The following is a 15,368-nucleotide window of genomic DNA, read 5'->3' as shown; positions in this document are numbered from 1 at the left end:
AATATGGAAACTCGGGACCTTCAGACCTTCCTTGCGGTGGCTGCCAGCGGCAGCATTACCAAGGCGGCTGACATGCTCGGGCGTTCCCAACCTGCGGTGACACGCACCATTCAGGATCTTGAGGGCGAACTTGGCTTCGAATTGCTGCACCGGGTCGGTCGACGGGTGCAGCTATCTGAAGAGGGTGTCGCATTTGAAGAAGAAGCGCGGCGACTGCTGATGTCCTTCACCGAACTCGCGGCGCGGGCCAAGATGATCGCCGCCGGCCGGGGTCGGATCCTGCAGATTGTCACAACCTCCGCGATCGGCACTGGCCTGATCCCGACGGCCATGGCCGAGCTCAAGGGTATCGAGCTTCCGCACGAGACACATCTCGGACAGTTTCTTCCCTCCATCGTGGCCCAGGAAGTGCGCAGCGGTCGTGCCGAGATCGGCTTTTCAAGCCTGCCGCTCGATACACCCGGCCTGGATGTCCTGCGGCTCTATTCGGCGCCCGATGTTGCTGCTGTGCGGGAGGACGATCCGCTGGCAGAACTCGACGTCATACCGCTTTCGGCCTTTGCCGGCCGTCGCGTCGCTACCTTGCTCAACCCGCTGCGTTTCCAACTGCACGTCTCCAAGGCATTGGCCGCCAGGGGTATCGACACCGGGCCAGTGATCCGGACGAATACTGCCTATGGCGCGTTGCAGCTTGTGCGCCGGACCGGCGTTGCCGCTGTCATTGATCCCCTCACCGCCTATGGCGTGGCCTTGCCAGGGGTCGCCATCCGCCCGATTGACGCGACCGTTCTCTTTTATTGGGGGGTTGTGGCTGCCGAAAAACGTCCCCTTCGTCCAGTCGCACAGGCGTTGATGGAGGCGGTCGAAGCGGTGGCTGAACGATCGATAGTCGGCTTCAAGAAACTCGATCCGGCCTTGGCCGGCCAACTGGTGACCGATCCTGCATCCGCCACAAATCACGGAACGGGGATATGAAGCATTCCCCCACCGCGCCAATTTTGACAAGTCTTGCCGCGCTCGAGGCACAGCTGGCGCAGGATCTCGACTTCCTCGAACTGCCTGCCAGGCCATGGGTCCCGGCACGTTCGCACGATGGTGTCCCTGTCCGTGACGTCGTGGTGATCGGCGCCGGCATGTGTGGACTTGCTGCCACGGCAAAGCTGGTGCTGACGGGGATAACCAATGTCGTCGCCTATGACGCGGCTCCGGCAGGGCTCGAAGGGCCGTGGGTAACGTTTGCCCGCATGCAAACGCTCCGGTCGCCGAAAACCCTGCACGGTCCGTCGCTCGGCCTGCCGCAATTGACGTTCCGCGCCTGGTTCACGGCGCAATGGGGCGTTGAGGCCTGGCGGTCGCTGGACAAAATCCCCAAGGGCCAGTGGATGGATTACCTGGTCTGGTACCGCAAGGTCCTGGCTCTGCCATTGCGCAACAGCGTGCGCATGACCGCCGTCGAACCCGTTGGTGATCTGATTGCGATCGATATCGAAGGCGCGGAATCCGGCCGGGTTCTCACCCGTCGTCTGGTTCTGGCCACCGGTCGCTCCGGTCTGGGCGGTATTGCCGTACCCGATTTCCTCAACGGGATCGATCGCGCCTATTGGGCCCATTCTGCCGACGACATCGATTTCGATGCGCTGAAAGGCAAGCGTGTGGCAGTTATCGGCGCCGGTGCCTCTTCCATGGACAATGCTGCGACCGCACTCGAGGCGGGCGCCGGTTCTGTCGACATGTTGATCCGGCGCAAGGAGATGCCGCGCATCAACAAGCTGACCGGCATCGGCAGCCCGGGTGTCGTACTCGGCATGCATGAATTGCCCGATGCCTGGAAGTGGGAGTTCTTCGACTACACCGCCTCCACCCAGACGCCGCCGCCGCGTTCATCCACGCTTCGCGTGTCTCGCCACGCGAATGCCCGGTTCTTTCTCGACTGCGGCATCGTTGCGGTAAGGGAAGATCCGGAGGGCCTGCTGATCGAAACCACACAAGGGCTGATGCGCTACGACTTCCTGATCGCGGCAACCGGTTTTTCAAATGACTTCAACGGCCGCCCGGAATTCGCGGCGATCGCCCCACATATCCGCACCTGGTCGGATGGCCGATATAGGCCGGATATGGGGCCGGGTCGTGCAGGCATGTCGGACGCGCCGGATCTCGGTCCTGCCTTCGAGTTTCGCGAACGCGTCCCCGGCTCCTGCCCGATGCTTGCACATATCCACTGCTTCAACGACGCCGCCATGCTGACGCACGGCAAGGTCTCCGGCGACATCCCGGCCGTCAGCGCCGGTGCCGACCGTCTTGTGCGCGGCATTGCCGCATCGCTGTTTGCCGAGGATGTCGAAACCCACTTCGCCAATCTGATCGCCTACGACACGCCCGAACTTCTGGGCGACGAGTGGGTCGATTCAACACCCTTGTTGCACAAGGAGGCCGCGCTGTGATTGACGCAATGGACAAGGCAGCGGGTCTTTCACCGGACGATGCCCTTTTCGCTGCACGGCGGTTTCGGCCCGAATTCGTGCGAGGGGCCGAGGAATGTCGCCTCTCGGTGCTGCACCCGGCAAACGATCAGGGGCTGGCGCCGAATTTGCGTGTTGCTCTTGCCCGTCGCATGGCCGCCCTGAATGCCGATCCGGTCCTGGTGGCCGAATATGATGTTCAGCTGGATCAGCTTGATCCTACAGAGCAGCTTCTGGCTGTAGCCCAGGGCGAGACGGCTCTGGAAGAACCATTGGCGACTATCGCCCGGCACGCCGACCTGGTCACGGTGACGCCAAAAAAGGCCGAGGCGAGCGACATCGCCCTGCTCGCCCAGGCCGGATTGAGCAATCCTCAGATCGTCGCGCTCTCCGAACTGATTGCCTTCGTCAACTTCCAGACGCGGGTAGCGACCGGCTTGCGATTGATGAGGTCGGCATGATTTCCTCGGTGCGCCTGAAGCCGCTGAACTGGCAGCCATACATCGCGCCGGTCAAGCTATCCGAAGCCACGCCGGAACAGCTTGAAGCGATGAAGGTTACGCCTTCGGCCAAGAAAGTTTCGGAATATGTGCGCACCCTTGCGCATGACCCAGAGAGCTATCTTGCCCGCACGGTTCTGTTCAACGCAATCATGTATGTCGAAGGCGGGCTCGCCCGTCCCGACCGCGAACTTGGCGCATTGGGGGCCTCGATCGTCAATGGCTGCAAATTCTGTGCCGTTGTCCACGCCCGCCGGCATGCGGAGTTGACCAAGAGCGACCAAGTGGTCACCGCACTTTATCTCGACAAACCTGAAGCGCTCGGCCAACGCGATGCGGCAATCTACAGCTTTGCCCGCCGCCTGTCGGCGGCGCCGTCGGAAGCGACGGCAGACGACATCGCCGCGCTTCGATCAGTTGGCATGGATGACCGCGAGATCATCGATCTGATCCACGCCATATCGATCTTCGGCTGGGCAAACCGGCTGATGCACGTTCTCGGCCATGCGGAGAGCGGGTGATGATGTCGCATGCGGTCAAGGCACTCCGTCCCACACTGTGAAGGGCACCAACCAGAATGCTTGAACTCAAAGATATAAAGCTGTCCTACGGAAGCACGCAGGTTCTGAACGGCGTCAATCTCTCGGTAAAGCGGGGTGACGTGGTGTCGATCATCGGCCCCAGCGGCACCGGCAAGACCACGTTGCTGAAATGCATCAACTACCTTGCCAAGCCGTCCTCAGGAACCATCGCGTTCGATCAGATTCGGATGGATTACCAGCGTGCCGACAAGACCGCTGTCCAGGCGATCCGGTTGCGAACGGCGATGGTCTTTCAGCAATTCAACGTCTTCAAGAACATGACGGTCCTGCAGAACGTGATGGATCCCCTGGTGATCGTGCAGCGCAAGTCCGCAGATGAGGCGCGGGAGATCGCCTTGCGGGAGCTCGAGCGGGTCGGCCTCACCCCGAAGCGAGATAGCTATCCCTCCCAACTGTCGGGCGGCCAGCTCCAGCGCACCGGCATCGCGCGCGCCCTGGCGGTTCGCCCCGACGTGATACTCTTCGATGAGCCTACGTCATCGCTGGATCCCGAGCTCGTCGGTGAAGTTCTAAAGGTGATCAAGGATGTCACCTCGTCAGGGATCACTTCGCTGCTTGTGACCCACGAGATGCAATTCGCAAAGAACATCTCCAACCGGATTGTCTTCATGGATCGTGGCGTGGTTGCCGCCGATGGCAGCCCGGCTGAAATCTTCGATGCACCTTCCAGCCCGCGACTTGCCCAATTCCTGCAGTCGGAACTCGCTTTTCAATAGCTCAACAAGAAGGGAACCTAAGAAATGTCTGCAATCACATCCAGTTTTTCTCGCCGCTATGCCCTGGCCATCGCTGGCGGCATCGCAATTGCCCTTGCAACAGCGGGGATCAGCCATGGCCAGACCGTTCGGACGATCAAGATCGCCACCTCTGCCGAATCCAAGCCGCTGGCATGGGGCGCGATCGGCGTCGAGCCGCAAGGCTATGAGCCCGATCTTCTGAAGGCGATCAACGCAAAGCTGCCGCAGTATAAGTTCGAAATGGAAGGCGTCTCCGACATTGCCCAGGAAACCGGCCTCGCCACGGGCAAGTACGACATCGCGGTCGGTGGCTACTACAAGTCGCCCGAACGCTCCAAGCAGTTCCTCATTCCGGAAAATCCCATGGGCGCCAGCCTGATGAAGATTTACAGCAAGAAAGACAGCGGCATTAAGGAAATGAAAGACCTGGTCGGCAAGAGGATCGTTCCGACCACGGCCGGCGGTGGAACCTACAAGTTCATCATGAATTGGCAGAAAGAAAACCCGGAATACAAGCTCGATGTCACGGCATCGAGTGCCGGTATCCCCTACCCGAACCGGCTGGACGAAGTTCAGAACGGCAAGTTCGACGCTCTCGTCCTGCCGTCGAATCTCGGTGAGCAGACCGTCATCGAGCAAAAGAAACTCGATATCGTGGCGTCCGAGCCAGTGTTCAGCAACAACACCTACATGCTGATCCACCGATCTGACGAGAACAAGGTTCTGGCCGACGATGTGAACAAGGTTCTCAAGGAATTGAAAGACGACGGCACGATCGAAAAGCTCTCGCAGAAGTGGTTCGGCGAGGGCATCGTCCAGTACATGAAATAGCACGGCCGTCGGCGACCATATTCGCTAGTCAGCGGCAAGGCTGAATTGCAAGAAGGAGCGTTCAAAGTGGATGTATCTGCTATGATTCCCGAGTTGCTCTCGGCACTGCCGCTGACGCTCGCCATCACGTTTACAGCCCTCATTTCCGGGTTCTGCCTGGCTCTCATCGCGACAACCCTCCGGGTCCGCAGGGTGCCAGTCATCAGTCACCTGGTGGACCTCTACGTGTCCTATGCCCGGAGCGTTCCTGTCGTACTGCAGTTGTTCGTCGCGTTTTATGGGCTTCCGCTGTTGGTGATCCTGTTCGGCGCCAAAGATTTTATTTCGGCGACGATGGCTGCCATGGTGGGGTTGAGCCTCTACCACGGCGGCTATCTGTCGGAAGTCATGCGGCCTGCATACCTGGCCGTCGATCGCGGCCAGCACGATGCGGCCGACAGCCTTGGATATACGTTCCGACAGAAAATTACTCGCGTCGTCGGCCCGCAAGCGGTGCACTTCGCTTTGCCGGGCTATGGGAACTCCGTCATCTACCTGATCCATAACGTTGCGCTGGTCATGTACATCGGGGCGGCCGACGTCATGGCGACTGCGCATCTGATCATGGAGCGAGACTACAACCAATTCCAGTTCGAAACCTATCTCGTCCTGGCGGTCATCTATTCGCTGATGTGCCTGGTCGCATGGCTCATCGTGCGCTTCTTCGAGCTTCGATCACCGATGCAAGCGCCTGAGGCGACGCCAACAACCCCGATCAAGAACCAGCTCCTCGCGAGCGTCTGACGTAAGGGTATTCAACCATGTTTGATACCGATATTTTGCTCCAGGACACGCAGGAAATTCTGAGTGCCGTACCCGTGACGATTGGAATGGCGCTCATGATTTTCGTCCTGTCGACGATAGTCGGCAGCATATTCGCACTTATCGAATACAGACGGGTACCGGTGCTGCGAGAGCTCATCATGACTTACAAGATCGTCTTCAAGGGCGTTCCGATGGTCATCGTTATTTTCCTCGCCTATTTCGGTCTGCCGCCCGCATTCCAGTTCCTGTTCTCATTGCTTGGTATCAACTTCAACGCCCACGAAACCCCCAATTGGGTCATCCTTGTAGTTGCGATTACCGGCTGTGTCGCCGCGTTCCAATCGGAGATTATCAAGGGAGCCCTGAATGCATTCGACACCGGTCAGTCGGACGCAGCCCATTCGCTGGGCTATACGGGCGGCCAACTGTTCCGACGTATCCTATTTCCCCAGGTGGCCCTCACGGCAATTCCTGACCTGACGACTTCGATGATGGTCATCATGAAGGCCCTTTCTCTCGGATTCGCCATCGAGGTTGTCGATATCTTCGCCCAGTCCCAGTTGACCGCCGCGCTGAACTACTACTACCTCGAAGCCTTCGTGATTGCCGTCGTGATCTATATGGTGATTGCCTATATCGTCACACAGATTGCCGACAGGCTGGAGCAGGCGCTGAGGGTGCGGACATGAGGTGGATGTGGGATAGAATCGTCAAGCTTCGGATATCGAGCCGTACCTTGGAGGCAATTCTGTTGGCCATGAAAAGCCCGAGGAGAAGCCCAAGTAGCCGATGTATGTATCGATAATTTTGAGTGCCTGCCGGTCGACCCCATGCCGCCTGGAGCGTGGGCAAATAGACTGAGCTTGCATGCCGACTTGCATTCTCTATCGGCAGCTGCAGATGACACATATTTGTTGAGGTGGGTTCTCCCCCGTCTGGAGGGCTTCCCCTTAGCGGGCGCCGGGCTTTGGACGACAACGAGCCCGCCCGCAGTCTAAAGTATGATTGCGATCAGCGTCGCCCTTACGATCTTGCGCGTGACGCTAATGACATCGACAGCGCCGATAAATTGGGTGTCAACGCCAACCGCAGCCACGCGCCAAAGATTCCCCCAACCCTTGCTACCCAAAATCCCGTGTAGAACATCGGGCGCTGGCACCAGGCCCGTTGTCAACGTCAGCCCAACTGCCTCAGCGCCTTGACCTGCTCCACCGCAACTTTGATAAGCCGAGGTGTCAGTTGGCGCGCCGTCTCGAGGAGCTCGGCCTCAAGTTCCGCCCGCTCGCGCGAAAGCGGGCGTGTCTTTTCCAGACCATCAAAAAAGTCCATCAATGGCATCTTGAGGATGCGCGCTAACTCGGCAAGCGTCTCAATGCTGGGTAGCTGTTTGCCGCGTTCGATATTGGAAATGCTCTCAGGGGTGCGCCCAACACGGTCAGCCAACACTTCCTGGCTCAGCTTCGCCCCGCGCCGCGCAGCCTGAACTCGCGCACCTATAGCCTGCTTTAAAGAGTCGCTCATACTTGAAGCGTGACTTCGGCATTTCTCGTTGACAACGAAGTCAGCTTCAGCATTGGTCATCATCATGAAGTTTACTTCAAGTCACGTCAGAAACATCACCGAACCAGCGGTGACCGCGTCCAGTGTGAAGCCGGCACATCCTTTCAGAAAGAGCGTCATACCCGAATGAGTGCATTGCTCCTATCATCCCTGCAAGACATTGCCACGCCGCTGCGTCGACACCCTCTGGTGCGCAATGCACCGAGCGTCGGAGAGTCTCCCACCAGCGTCTCAGCGCCGGCTTATGACGAGCGCTGGCTTCGCGATCTTCTATTTCGACATCCCGAACTCATCGTCGCCGACCGCGATCACGGCCTTGGAGATATCGTTCCCCTATGCTGCGAACTCCCTCTGCCTCGCGCGGGCGGGACAGTATTTGCGGACCTCCTGGGCGTTAGCAGAAGTGGCCGGCTGGTCGTCATCGAGTGCAAGCTTTGGCGAAATCCCCAAGCACGACGAGAAGTGTTGGCGCAGATCCTCGAATATGCCGCTTTGCTACGACACTGGAGTTTTGGCGATCTATCCTCGACCTTGAGGCGCAAGCTGACCTTGGTTGATCCCAACCCGATCTTCGCCGCGGCGAAGCTTCGGTGGCCAGACCTGGAAGAAGCTCCGTTCGTCGATGCGGTAACACGATCGCTAAGACTCGGAGATTTTCAGCTCATCATTGCCGGTGACGGCATCCGATCGGACACTCACGCGATTGCCGAGCACCTCAACGCGCAGGGCGGCGGACTAGCCCAACTCGCGCTACTTGAAATCCAGATTTGGCAAACGACTTCTGGAAATATTATCGTTATGCCTACGGTGCCGCTGCGGACCGAAGTCCTGCAGCAGAGAGTTTTGGTCGACCTCGCCGGTATGCCGCTCTATTTGGAAACGCCAGAACCTATCAGCGCCCCGCCCGCTGACACCATGGAGAATGTTGTCGATCCCGACCGAGTAAACCGGCGGGGCATCAACCGTGCATTCTGGCAGCGGTTCATTGATGAGGTACAGTTCGACCACGCAGACCAACTGGCACCACGCCACGGCGGCGACAATTGGGTGAGAGTTCCCCTGCCCGACCCGCTAGGATGGCTGACGGCCTTTCGGTCGACTGGCAGCAGAGCCGAAGTCGGCCTGTTCCTGACCTTCCGCGAAGAGGATGGTCAGGCTCTCTTTGATGAATTCCACAACGACATTGCAGAATTGCGCGGAGAAACCGGCCTTGATTTGGTCGCGCGGCTGAAATCGGACAGGCCATTTCATGCGGAGTTGGGCGTGTTTAGGCCAAGGTCAGACTTCGCAGACGAAGGCCAGCAGCTCGACTGGCTCTGCCATGCGGCTAATCGCTTTGTTTCGTTGATCCGCCCAAGGCTCAGCCTGATGGCGGAGGCTGCCGAATGACAAGGCTGCTCAAATGGGAACGGCTGGCCCTGGAGGGCGACTTCTCAACCATGCCCGCGCCCCTTAAGTGGGATCAATCCGGCCGCTTCGCCCATTTCCTCAACGGGTACGAGGTCGCCGGAGGAATGGACGCTCTAGCCGGCCTTGCCATCGCAATGTCGGGGCAAGCTCGCAAGACGGGCAAATGGCAAGGCAGCGCGCTCGACCTTTGGCTCAGCCTGTTCTTCCAGCAACGCGCCCATCGCCATACCGGATCAGAAGACAATGACCCAATTCTCGACGAACTGTGTGAAGCGCTTCGTGTGGCTCTCAATCAACTGACGCCGGAAGAGGCCAAGGCATTGGCTCTGCGGCTCAAACAGGAGGCCCTTTAGCTCAGCATTTTGCGAATCAGCTTGCGACGCTGAGGTCGCTGAAAAAGCATGTATTGGTTCGGCCTAGATATAGGCCAACAAAATATTTTGTCGGCCTTCGGCATCACTTTTGCCGAGCGACAAAATATTTTGTTGCAATCTCAAGTCGTGATAACACAAAGAAAAATGCATTTAGTTCAAGTTTCGTTCGATGGATCCGAAGATTTGGTATTTTGCGCCAAGTCAATGGTCGCTATTCTCTGGGTAATTCTCAGGAACATACCGATGTCGGTCGTTCCTGGGCTGGCATTCAGAGGATCTCATGGCCACCAACATCACCACAGTTTCGATCCACGCACTCACCCCTTACCGCAACAACGCTCGCACCCATTCCAAGAAACAAATCCGACAAATTGCCGACAGCATCGAAAAATTCGGCTTCACCAATCCGGTCCTGGTCGACGAGAAGAACAACGTCCTTGCCGGCCATGGCCGACTCTCAGCAGCGCGCCTGCTGGGATGGAAGAACGTTCCAACCCTCTCGATCAACCATCTCAGTGAGGCGCAGAAGCGCGCTTACATCCTCGCCGATAATCGGATCGCCGAGAAGGCCGGCTGGGACAAGCAGATCCTGGCCATCGAGTTGCAGGCGCTGGTCGATCTCGACTTCGATGTGAGCCTCACCGGCTTCGACATCCCAGAGGTCGATCTGATCATCAGCGAGTTCTCGCCGGACAATCAGGATGATGAAGCCGAAGGGGACGAAGCGGAACATCTGGAGCAATCGGCGGGGCCAGCAGTAACACGGCCTGGCGATCTATTCCTACTTGGCGATCATCGACTGCTTTGCGGCAACGCGCTTTCGGCAGAGCATTTCGATATGCTGATGCAGGGCGAGAAGGCATCCGTCTGTTTTACAGACCCGCCCTACAATGTTCCGATCGGCGGACACGTCAGTGGTCTTGGCAAGACAAGCCACCGGGAATTTGCAATGGCATCCGGCGAGATGTCCGACGATGAGTTCGCAACGTTCCTGGAACAGTCGTTCTCACTGATTGCTGGGTCGAGCAAGCCGGGCGCTATCGGCTTCGTGTGCATGGATTGGCGTCATATCGCAGAGACCACATTGGCGGGTAAACAGACGTTCGGCGATCTGCTCAATCTGTGCGTCTGGAATAAGACTAATGCCGGCATGGGCAGCCTCTACCGCTCTCAGCACGAGCTGGTGCTGGTGTTCAAAAACGGGAAAGAGCCGCATCGCAACAACGTCGAACTCGGCAAACACGGACGTCACCGCAGCAATGTCTGGACCTACCGCGGCGCCAACAGCTTTGGCACGACGCGGATGGAAGAGCTCGAAGCCCATCCGACCGTCAAACCTGTCGCTCTGGTTGCCGACGCACTGCTGGACGTCAGCCGCCGCGGCGACGTCGTGCTGGACCCATTTGGCGGCTCGGGGACCACGCTACTCGCGTCGCACAAGACAGGGCGCCATGCACGCCTTATCGAGATCGATCCTCACTATTGCGATCTGATCATCCGCCGCTTCGAAAGGCATACGGGCAAGCAGGCAACGCTCGCCACCACGGGCGAGACGTTCGAGGAACTGTGCGAGCAGCGTGGAAGCCTCGAATCTTCCGACGCACGCGCCAAAACAGCGTCCGCGACCCCGGCGCCTGAAACTGTGGGAGGCCTGCTGTGACACGGAGAAAGAAACCTGCCGACTACTCGATAGGCTACGGCAAGCCTCCAACTGAAACCCGGTTCCAGAAAGGAATGTCAGGCAATCCGAAAGGGCGACCGAAAGGCAAAAAAAACATGAACACTATTGTACGTGAGACGCTCTTTGGGCCGATCCAAATCCAGCAGAATGGCAGGACGACGACGGTGACGGCACTCGAGGCCATCCTCCTCAAAATGCGCAACAATGCGCTTTCAGGCGATTTCCGGTCGGCGGCCCATGCTCTTCAGCTCGCATCCCGTTGTGCCGAACTTGAGGAAAGCCGGCAACCCGATGCAGAGGTCGACGTGTTCGATCCGCAAACAATGGTCGACATGATGCGGGATTATCTCGACCACAAGGACTCGCCAGAGAATGATACCGAGACCCGTTCCAAGACCGGCGACGAGGGAGACGAGGAATGAACGCTCCACTCCCCCTACCGGGCCGACCATCCTCCTCGCCCGTTGCACCGACTGCCCTTCAGCTGCTGTTGGGCGCGGCCCGCGATGACTTGGCGACCTTCGTGGCGCTGGCTTTCTCCGCTGTCGATCCAGGTGCCAAGTATTTGCCCAACTGGCACATCCGAGCGATTGCGCATCAGCTCGAGCGCGTCTCAGCGGGCAAGTGCAAGCGCTTGATCATTACGATGCCACCGCGATCGTTGAAGTCGGTCACCAGCTCGGTCGCGTTCCCGGCATGGATTCTTGGCCGCGATCCGTCGAAGAAAATGATCTGCGTCTCTTATGCTCAACCTCTTGCGGTCAAGCACGCCAACGACTTTCGAACAGTCGTCAACACCGCCTGGTACCGGTCGATGTTTCCGACCTTCAAGGTTAGCCCGCGCAAGAACACTGAAAATGAGCTGCAGACCACGCTCGGCGGTGGGCGCCTGGCGACCTCGACCGGTGGTCAGCTAACCGGCCGCGGTGGCGACATCATCATTATCGATGACCCCTTGAAGGCAGATGAAGCGCATTCGGAATCGGCTCGCAATAGGTGCGCCGACTGGGTTCGCACGACATTGATGTCGCGCTTCGACAATCCCGCTGCCGGTGCCGTCGTCCTTGTCATGCAAAGATTGCATGTCGACGACCTGGCAGGCGTGCTTCTGGAGACTGGCGGCTGGGAGCATTTGAACCTGTCGGCGATTGCCGAGCAGGACGAACGCGTCCAGACAAGTGTAAATCGCTGGCACGATCGCAAGTTTGGCGACTTGCTCCACCCCGCGCGTCTGGGACACGCGGAACTGGACGGTCTAAAGCGCCTATTAGGATCGCTCAACTTTTCCGCGCAGTACCAACAATCCCCTGCCCCACCGGACGGCAACATGGTCAAGAGGGTGTGGTTTCGCGACTACGATCCGCATCAGTTCGACCGTCGGTCGATGACCATCGTTCAAAGCTGGGACACCGCCCTTAAGGGCGACCCCTCCAGCGATTACTCCGTCGGAACGACATGGGCCAAGGATGACAACAACTATTATCTCCTTGATCTTGTGCGCGTCAGGGCAGCTTATCCAGACCTCATCAAGTCCGTCAAAAACTCCCTTTTGGAGCACGACCCTGACATCATCCTCATTGAAGATGCCGGCTCTGGCTCAAGCCTCATCGCCGACTTGGAAAGCCAAGACATCAGCACGACGCCGGTAAAAGCCAGAACCGACAAGGAAAGTCGGCTGTCACGCGTTGCCGCGATGATCGAAAACGGCAACGTCAATCTTCCGAAAGACGCACATTGGAGAGATGACTTCCTGCTTGAGGTGCTCGCATTTCCGCATGGCAGGCACGACGACCAAGTCGATTCCATGACGCAGGCGCTGATCTGGATGAAAGACGACAAGCCTACGGGAAGGTTCTATATCGGCAAATTTTGAAGTCCTGCTCCAAAATCTGGGCGCTTTCGCGAAATGTCAGCTTTGCGCCCACATAACGACGTTGAGCAGAACCCGGCCGCATCCGAGGAGCGGACATTAAAGCGAACGGACGATGTAGCACGCCGATGCCGCTAGACGATCCGAGATACTGAGGTTGTCGGCTCAATGATCGCAGCTTGTAGCAGAGCGCGAAAGGCTACGGTCAGGACAGCCGCCGCGATCTGCACCCGGAGGGTTCGTTGCCATTGTTTTCGGGCGCCCACACCATCAGTTACGACCTTCGAAGCGTTCGGGGTTTTGAGACGCCCGCAACGCCGCCGTCGATTTTCTGTATTTCAAACCGAGACAAAACCCGAAATGTACGTCCTTAACCATTCATTGACTCGCGCCCCTTGCAATCTCTAAATCGGTTCTGAGGGAACGTTCTTGCACGTTGCGTTTTGAGGCGCTTGATGTTGAACCGACTCGATCACCCAAACCTTTCCCCCGATGATTTGCAGACCTGCAAACGGGTCTTCGAGCGGCTTTGTTCCGAGCGAAATTTCGACCATACGAGCGAAGAAGCAGAGCACATCGCTCCGGCGGTGATCCGTCACTTTCAAGAAGGCCACATGGACGAAGGCGATCTTTGGCTTGCCGTTCGAATGTGCCGCACATTTCGGGAGGCCTTGGCAATGCATCGCAGTGTCGGTCGGCTGGCCTACTATCAGGGCGCCCGACCTGGCTCGGATTTGCTGAACAGCCTGGCATAGACTTCGAGTTGGCCATGAAAGCTACGGCCGTACCGATACGCCTGACCGACGCGGCTGCGCGAAGACCCTATGACTAACCAGCTACCACCTCGCAGCTATTCTGAGGCAGGTAGCTGCTTCACGCTCTCTTGATTGAGGAGAGTTGCCAGCCCGATAATGATCTGCGGCATAACAAACGGCTTGGTGATCATCAGGCTGTTGGGCACTCCAAGCGACGGCCAGTCGTCCGCGCCATCGCCGCTCATGTATATCACTGGCATAGTGGGATTGACGGTTCGGAGGTGTCTGGCCACATCCCACCCGGTTCGGCCGTCTCCAAGCCTGATATCTGTGAGCAGAGCCGCAACTCGCTCCGGCTCACGATCAAAAATTGCAATGGCTTCAAGGCCCTTTGAGACGGGAATCACCTCAAACCCGGCCTCCCGGAGGGAGCTTTCGATGTCCAAGAGAATGATGCTTTCATCTCCACAACCAGTACGGAAACCGACGGCATTGAAAGGTATGCCTCCCTGAGTATTCCTCGGCAATTCAACGGCCGCAGGCCCGAAAATGCTCCTTAGACAATAACATATGTTAATGCGGCGAAAGCGGGCTGGGACTCGGAGGGCGCAGCCGAAAGGGAGGAGCCTCACGCAAAACAGTCATTTAGATAGGAACTTATAAACATATGTTATAGTTTGGAGGGTTCTGAGTGGTAGGTCATAGGGGAGCACGATTTGAGGTCTGACTCGAGCGTCGCCTTGTCCCAAGGCTTATCGGAGAGACAGACATCACAGAGGCGCAAGCCCTGGAGTTGATATCGCTTCTAGGAGCGAATTGGTCCTCCCTGATGCGGGAGGCCAAAGGCATCAAGCACAATCTAAGGTCACCAACCATGCCGCCCTCGAGAACATTAGCGCCCCCAGCAAGTTAGGGCCAACCCCAAACAGGTTCTTGATGGCACAGGCTCCCTCTTCGAACATTTTAATCCGCAAGCTCCAGACCATCTCGGAACTCGCACCGTCAGATATTGCGCTCTTGGGGAACATCTCGATTCAGGAGAAGGAATATCATGCCAACGAAGACATTCTGCGCGAGGGCGACAAACCGACCCTTTCCTTCGTCGTTCTGGACGGCTTGATAGGCTCGACCAAACTAACCGGCGACGGCAAGCGTCAGATTTCCTCCTTTTTTGTTCCGGGCGACATTCCCGACCTGCATGGTTTGCATTTGTCGGTCATGGATTCCACTTTCACACCTTTCATGCCGACGCGGGTGGGCTTCATGCGGCATGACGCTCTTCACGATATTTGCGACCAGCACCCTTCGATAACGAGAGTGTTTTGGCGCTCGACGGTGATCGATGCGGCGATTTATCGAGAGTGGGTCACCAACGTCGGGAGACGCGACGCCTATGCTCGTATGGCTCACCTTCTTTGCGAACTGATAGTCCGCCTGCACTCCGTGGGCCGCATTGAGGATCGTGTGGCCCACCTTCCGATCACGCAGGCTGCACTTGGCGACGCACTTGGGCTTTCCACCGTGCACGTGAACCGGGTGCTTCAGGAACTTAGACGCGACGGTCTGATATCCACCGTTGGCTCGCGTTTTCATGCGACCGACTGGGCAGGGCTCGTCCGCGCTGCAGATTTTGACTCTACCTATCTGCACCAAAGGGCTGCGCAAACAGGTGCCGATTTCTGAGCCTGCTGGCTCGCTCATAATCCGTTCAGCCAAGCCCTTCGCGATCCGCCGGTCACAGCTTGACGAACCCGACCGCAGACATAAAATAGCGACGGCATGACT

The 15,368-nt window shown here is 58.0% G+C and carries 17 protein-coding genes; 15 read left to right on the top strand and 2 right to left on the bottom strand.

Going from position 1 to position 15,368, the window contains the following annotated elements; all coding sequences use genetic code 11:
• Positions 1–3 precede the first annotated feature (3 nt).
• From EOA13_RS10120 to EOA13_RS10085, 8 genes are all read left to right on the top strand, one after another.
• Positions 4–975 carry a LysR family transcriptional regulator gene (locus EOA13_RS10120; RefSeq protein WP_127291977.1) on the top strand — a complete coding sequence of 324 codons (972 nt, stop codon included), beginning with the start codon at positions 4–6 and terminating at the stop codon, positions 973–975.
• Positions 972–2,441, top strand: a complete 1,470-nt coding sequence (locus EOA13_RS10115; protein ID WP_127291975.1) for an NAD(P)/FAD-dependent oxidoreductase — start codon at positions 972–974, stop codon at positions 2,439–2,441. The genes EOA13_RS10120 and EOA13_RS10115 overlap by 4 nt, the downstream gene beginning before the upstream one ends.
• 8 nt (positions 2,442–2,449) lie before the next feature.
• The gene (locus tag EOA13_RS10110) at positions 2,450–2,920 is read left to right on the top strand and encodes a hypothetical protein (RefSeq protein WP_206535270.1); all 471 of its coding nucleotides are present in this window, start codon (positions 2,450–2,452) and stop codon (positions 2,918–2,920) included.
• Entirely contained in the window at positions 2,917–3,480 is a 564-nt protein-coding gene (locus tag EOA13_RS10105; RefSeq protein ID WP_023809595.1) for a peroxidase-related enzyme, read from the top strand. Before EOA13_RS10110 ends, EOA13_RS10105 begins: the two co-directional genes overlap by 4 nt.
• A 56-nt stretch (positions 3,481–3,536) precedes the next feature.
• Positions 3,537–4,277: an amino acid ABC transporter ATP-binding protein gene (locus tag EOA13_RS10100; protein WP_023809596.1), complete on the top strand. Its 741-nt coding sequence runs from the start codon at positions 3,537–3,539 to the stop codon at positions 4,275–4,277.
• Between the two features lie 24 nt (positions 4,278–4,301).
• On the top strand, positions 4,302–5,129 hold the full coding sequence (locus EOA13_RS10095; RefSeq protein ID WP_023809597.1) for a transporter substrate-binding domain-containing protein: 828 nt from the start codon (positions 4,302–4,304) through the stop codon (positions 5,127–5,129).
• 66 nt (positions 5,130–5,195) lie between these two features.
• Positions 5,196–5,912, top strand: a complete 717-nt coding sequence (locus EOA13_RS10090; RefSeq protein WP_023809598.1) for an amino acid ABC transporter permease — start codon at positions 5,196–5,198, stop codon at positions 5,910–5,912.
• Between the two features lie 17 nt (positions 5,913–5,929).
• A complete protein-coding gene (locus EOA13_RS10085) occupies positions 5,930–6,622 on the top strand; it encodes an ABC transporter permease subunit (RefSeq protein ID WP_023809599.1) in 693 nt (230 codons plus the stop codon).
• A 487-nt stretch (positions 6,623–7,109) separates the two neighbouring features.
• Here the strand turns inward: EOA13_RS10085 and EOA13_RS10080 are convergent, their stop codons facing one another.
• The gene (locus EOA13_RS10080; protein WP_023809600.1) at positions 7,110–7,520 is read right to left on the bottom strand and encodes a helix-turn-helix transcriptional regulator; all 411 of its coding nucleotides are present in this window, start codon (positions 7,518–7,520) and stop codon (positions 7,110–7,112) included.
• Between the two features lie 438 nt (positions 7,521–7,958).
• Between EOA13_RS10080 and EOA13_RS10075 the strand changes: the two genes are divergently transcribed.
• The 6 genes from EOA13_RS10075 to EOA13_RS10050 all read left to right on the top strand — a co-directional run bounded on the left by EOA13_RS10075 (position 7,959) and on the right by EOA13_RS10050 (position 13,583).
• Positions 7,959–8,882 carry a hypothetical protein gene (locus EOA13_RS10075; RefSeq protein ID WP_127291972.1) on the top strand — a complete coding sequence of 308 codons (924 nt, stop codon included), beginning with the start codon at positions 7,959–7,961 and terminating at the stop codon, positions 8,880–8,882.
• The gene (locus tag EOA13_RS10070; RefSeq protein ID WP_127291969.1) at positions 8,879–9,256 is read left to right on the top strand and encodes a hypothetical protein; all 378 of its coding nucleotides are present in this window, start codon (positions 8,879–8,881) and stop codon (positions 9,254–9,256) included. The genes EOA13_RS10075 and EOA13_RS10070 overlap by 4 nt, the downstream gene beginning before the upstream one ends.
• 301 nt (positions 9,257–9,557) lie before the next feature.
• Positions 9,558–10,937 (top strand): DNA methyltransferase, encoded by a 1,380-nt coding sequence (locus EOA13_RS10065; RefSeq protein WP_127291967.1) that lies wholly within the window; start codon positions 9,558–9,560, stop codon positions 10,935–10,937.
• On the top strand, positions 10,934–11,380 hold the full coding sequence (locus tag EOA13_RS10060; RefSeq protein ID WP_127291965.1) for a DUF5681 domain-containing protein: 447 nt from the start codon (positions 10,934–10,936) through the stop codon (positions 11,378–11,380). Before EOA13_RS10065 ends, EOA13_RS10060 begins: the two co-directional genes overlap by 4 nt.
• The gene (gene terL, locus EOA13_RS10055; RefSeq protein WP_127291963.1) at positions 11,377–12,831 is read left to right on the top strand and encodes a phage terminase large subunit; all 1,455 of its coding nucleotides are present in this window, start codon (positions 11,377–11,379) and stop codon (positions 12,829–12,831) included. The genes EOA13_RS10060 and terL overlap by 4 nt, the downstream gene beginning before the upstream one ends.
• Positions 12,832–13,283: 452 nt before the next feature.
• Positions 13,284–13,583, top strand: coding sequence for a hypothetical protein (locus EOA13_RS10050; protein WP_127291960.1), 300 nt, complete (start codon positions 13,284–13,286; stop codon positions 13,581–13,583).
• A gap of 95 nt (positions 13,584–13,678) precedes the next feature.
• Here the strand turns inward: EOA13_RS10050 and EOA13_RS10045 are convergent, their stop codons facing one another.
• Positions 13,679–14,029, bottom strand: coding sequence for a response regulator (locus EOA13_RS10045; protein WP_245273111.1), 351 nt, complete (start codon positions 14,027–14,029; stop codon positions 13,679–13,681).
• A gap of 490 nt (positions 14,030–14,519) precedes the next feature.
• Between EOA13_RS10045 and EOA13_RS10040 the strand changes: the two genes are divergently transcribed.
• On the top strand, positions 14,520–15,266 hold the full coding sequence (locus EOA13_RS10040; protein WP_023809607.1) for a Crp/Fnr family transcriptional regulator: 747 nt from the start codon (positions 14,520–14,522) through the stop codon (positions 15,264–15,266).
• Positions 15,267–15,368 lie beyond the last annotated feature (102 nt).

Source organism: Mesorhizobium sp. M7A.F.Ca.US.011.01.1.1 (assembly GCF_003998295.1).
Lineage (GTDB): Bacteria > Pseudomonadota > Alphaproteobacteria > Rhizobiales > Rhizobiaceae > Mesorhizobium.
This window is presented reverse-complemented; position numbering and strand designations above follow the sequence as displayed.

Coding starts and splice junctions, on each gene's coding strand:
- EOA13_RS10085 (WP_023809599.1), top strand. CDS start 5,930: ATGTTTGATACCGATATTTTGCTCCAGGACACGCAGGAAATTCTGAGT.
- EOA13_RS10040 (WP_023809607.1), top strand. CDS start 14,520: ATGGCACAGGCTCCCTCTTCGAACATTTTAATCCGCAAGCTCCAGACC.
- EOA13_RS10100 (WP_023809596.1), top strand. CDS start 3,537: ATGCTTGAACTCAAAGATATAAAGCTGTCCTACGGAAGCACGCAGGTT.
- EOA13_RS10065 (WP_127291967.1), top strand. CDS start 9,558: ATGGCCACCAACATCACCACAGTTTCGATCCACGCACTCACCCCTTAC.
- EOA13_RS10095 (WP_023809597.1), top strand. CDS start 4,302: ATGTCTGCAATCACATCCAGTTTTTCTCGCCGCTATGCCCTGGCCATC.
- EOA13_RS10115 (WP_127291975.1), top strand. CDS start 972: ATGAAGCATTCCCCCACCGCGCCAATTTTGACAAGTCTTGCCGCGCTC.
- terL (WP_127291963.1), top strand. CDS start 11,377: ATGAACGCTCCACTCCCCCTACCGGGCCGACCATCCTCCTCGCCCGTT.
- EOA13_RS10120 (WP_127291977.1), top strand. CDS start 4: ATGGAAACTCGGGACCTTCAGACCTTCCTTGCGGTGGCTGCCAGCGGC.
- EOA13_RS10070 (WP_127291969.1), top strand. CDS start 8,879: ATGACAAGGCTGCTCAAATGGGAACGGCTGGCCCTGGAGGGCGACTTC.
- EOA13_RS10110 (WP_206535270.1), top strand. CDS start 2,450: ATGGACAAGGCAGCGGGTCTTTCACCGGACGATGCCCTTTTCGCTGCA.
- EOA13_RS10050 (WP_127291960.1), top strand. CDS start 13,284: ATGTTGAACCGACTCGATCACCCAAACCTTTCCCCCGATGATTTGCAG.
- EOA13_RS10105 (WP_023809595.1), top strand. CDS start 2,917: ATGATTTCCTCGGTGCGCCTGAAGCCGCTGAACTGGCAGCCATACATC.
- EOA13_RS10080 (WP_023809600.1), bottom strand. CDS start 7,520: ATGATGATGACCAATGCTGAAGCTGACTTCGTTGTCAACGAGAAATGC.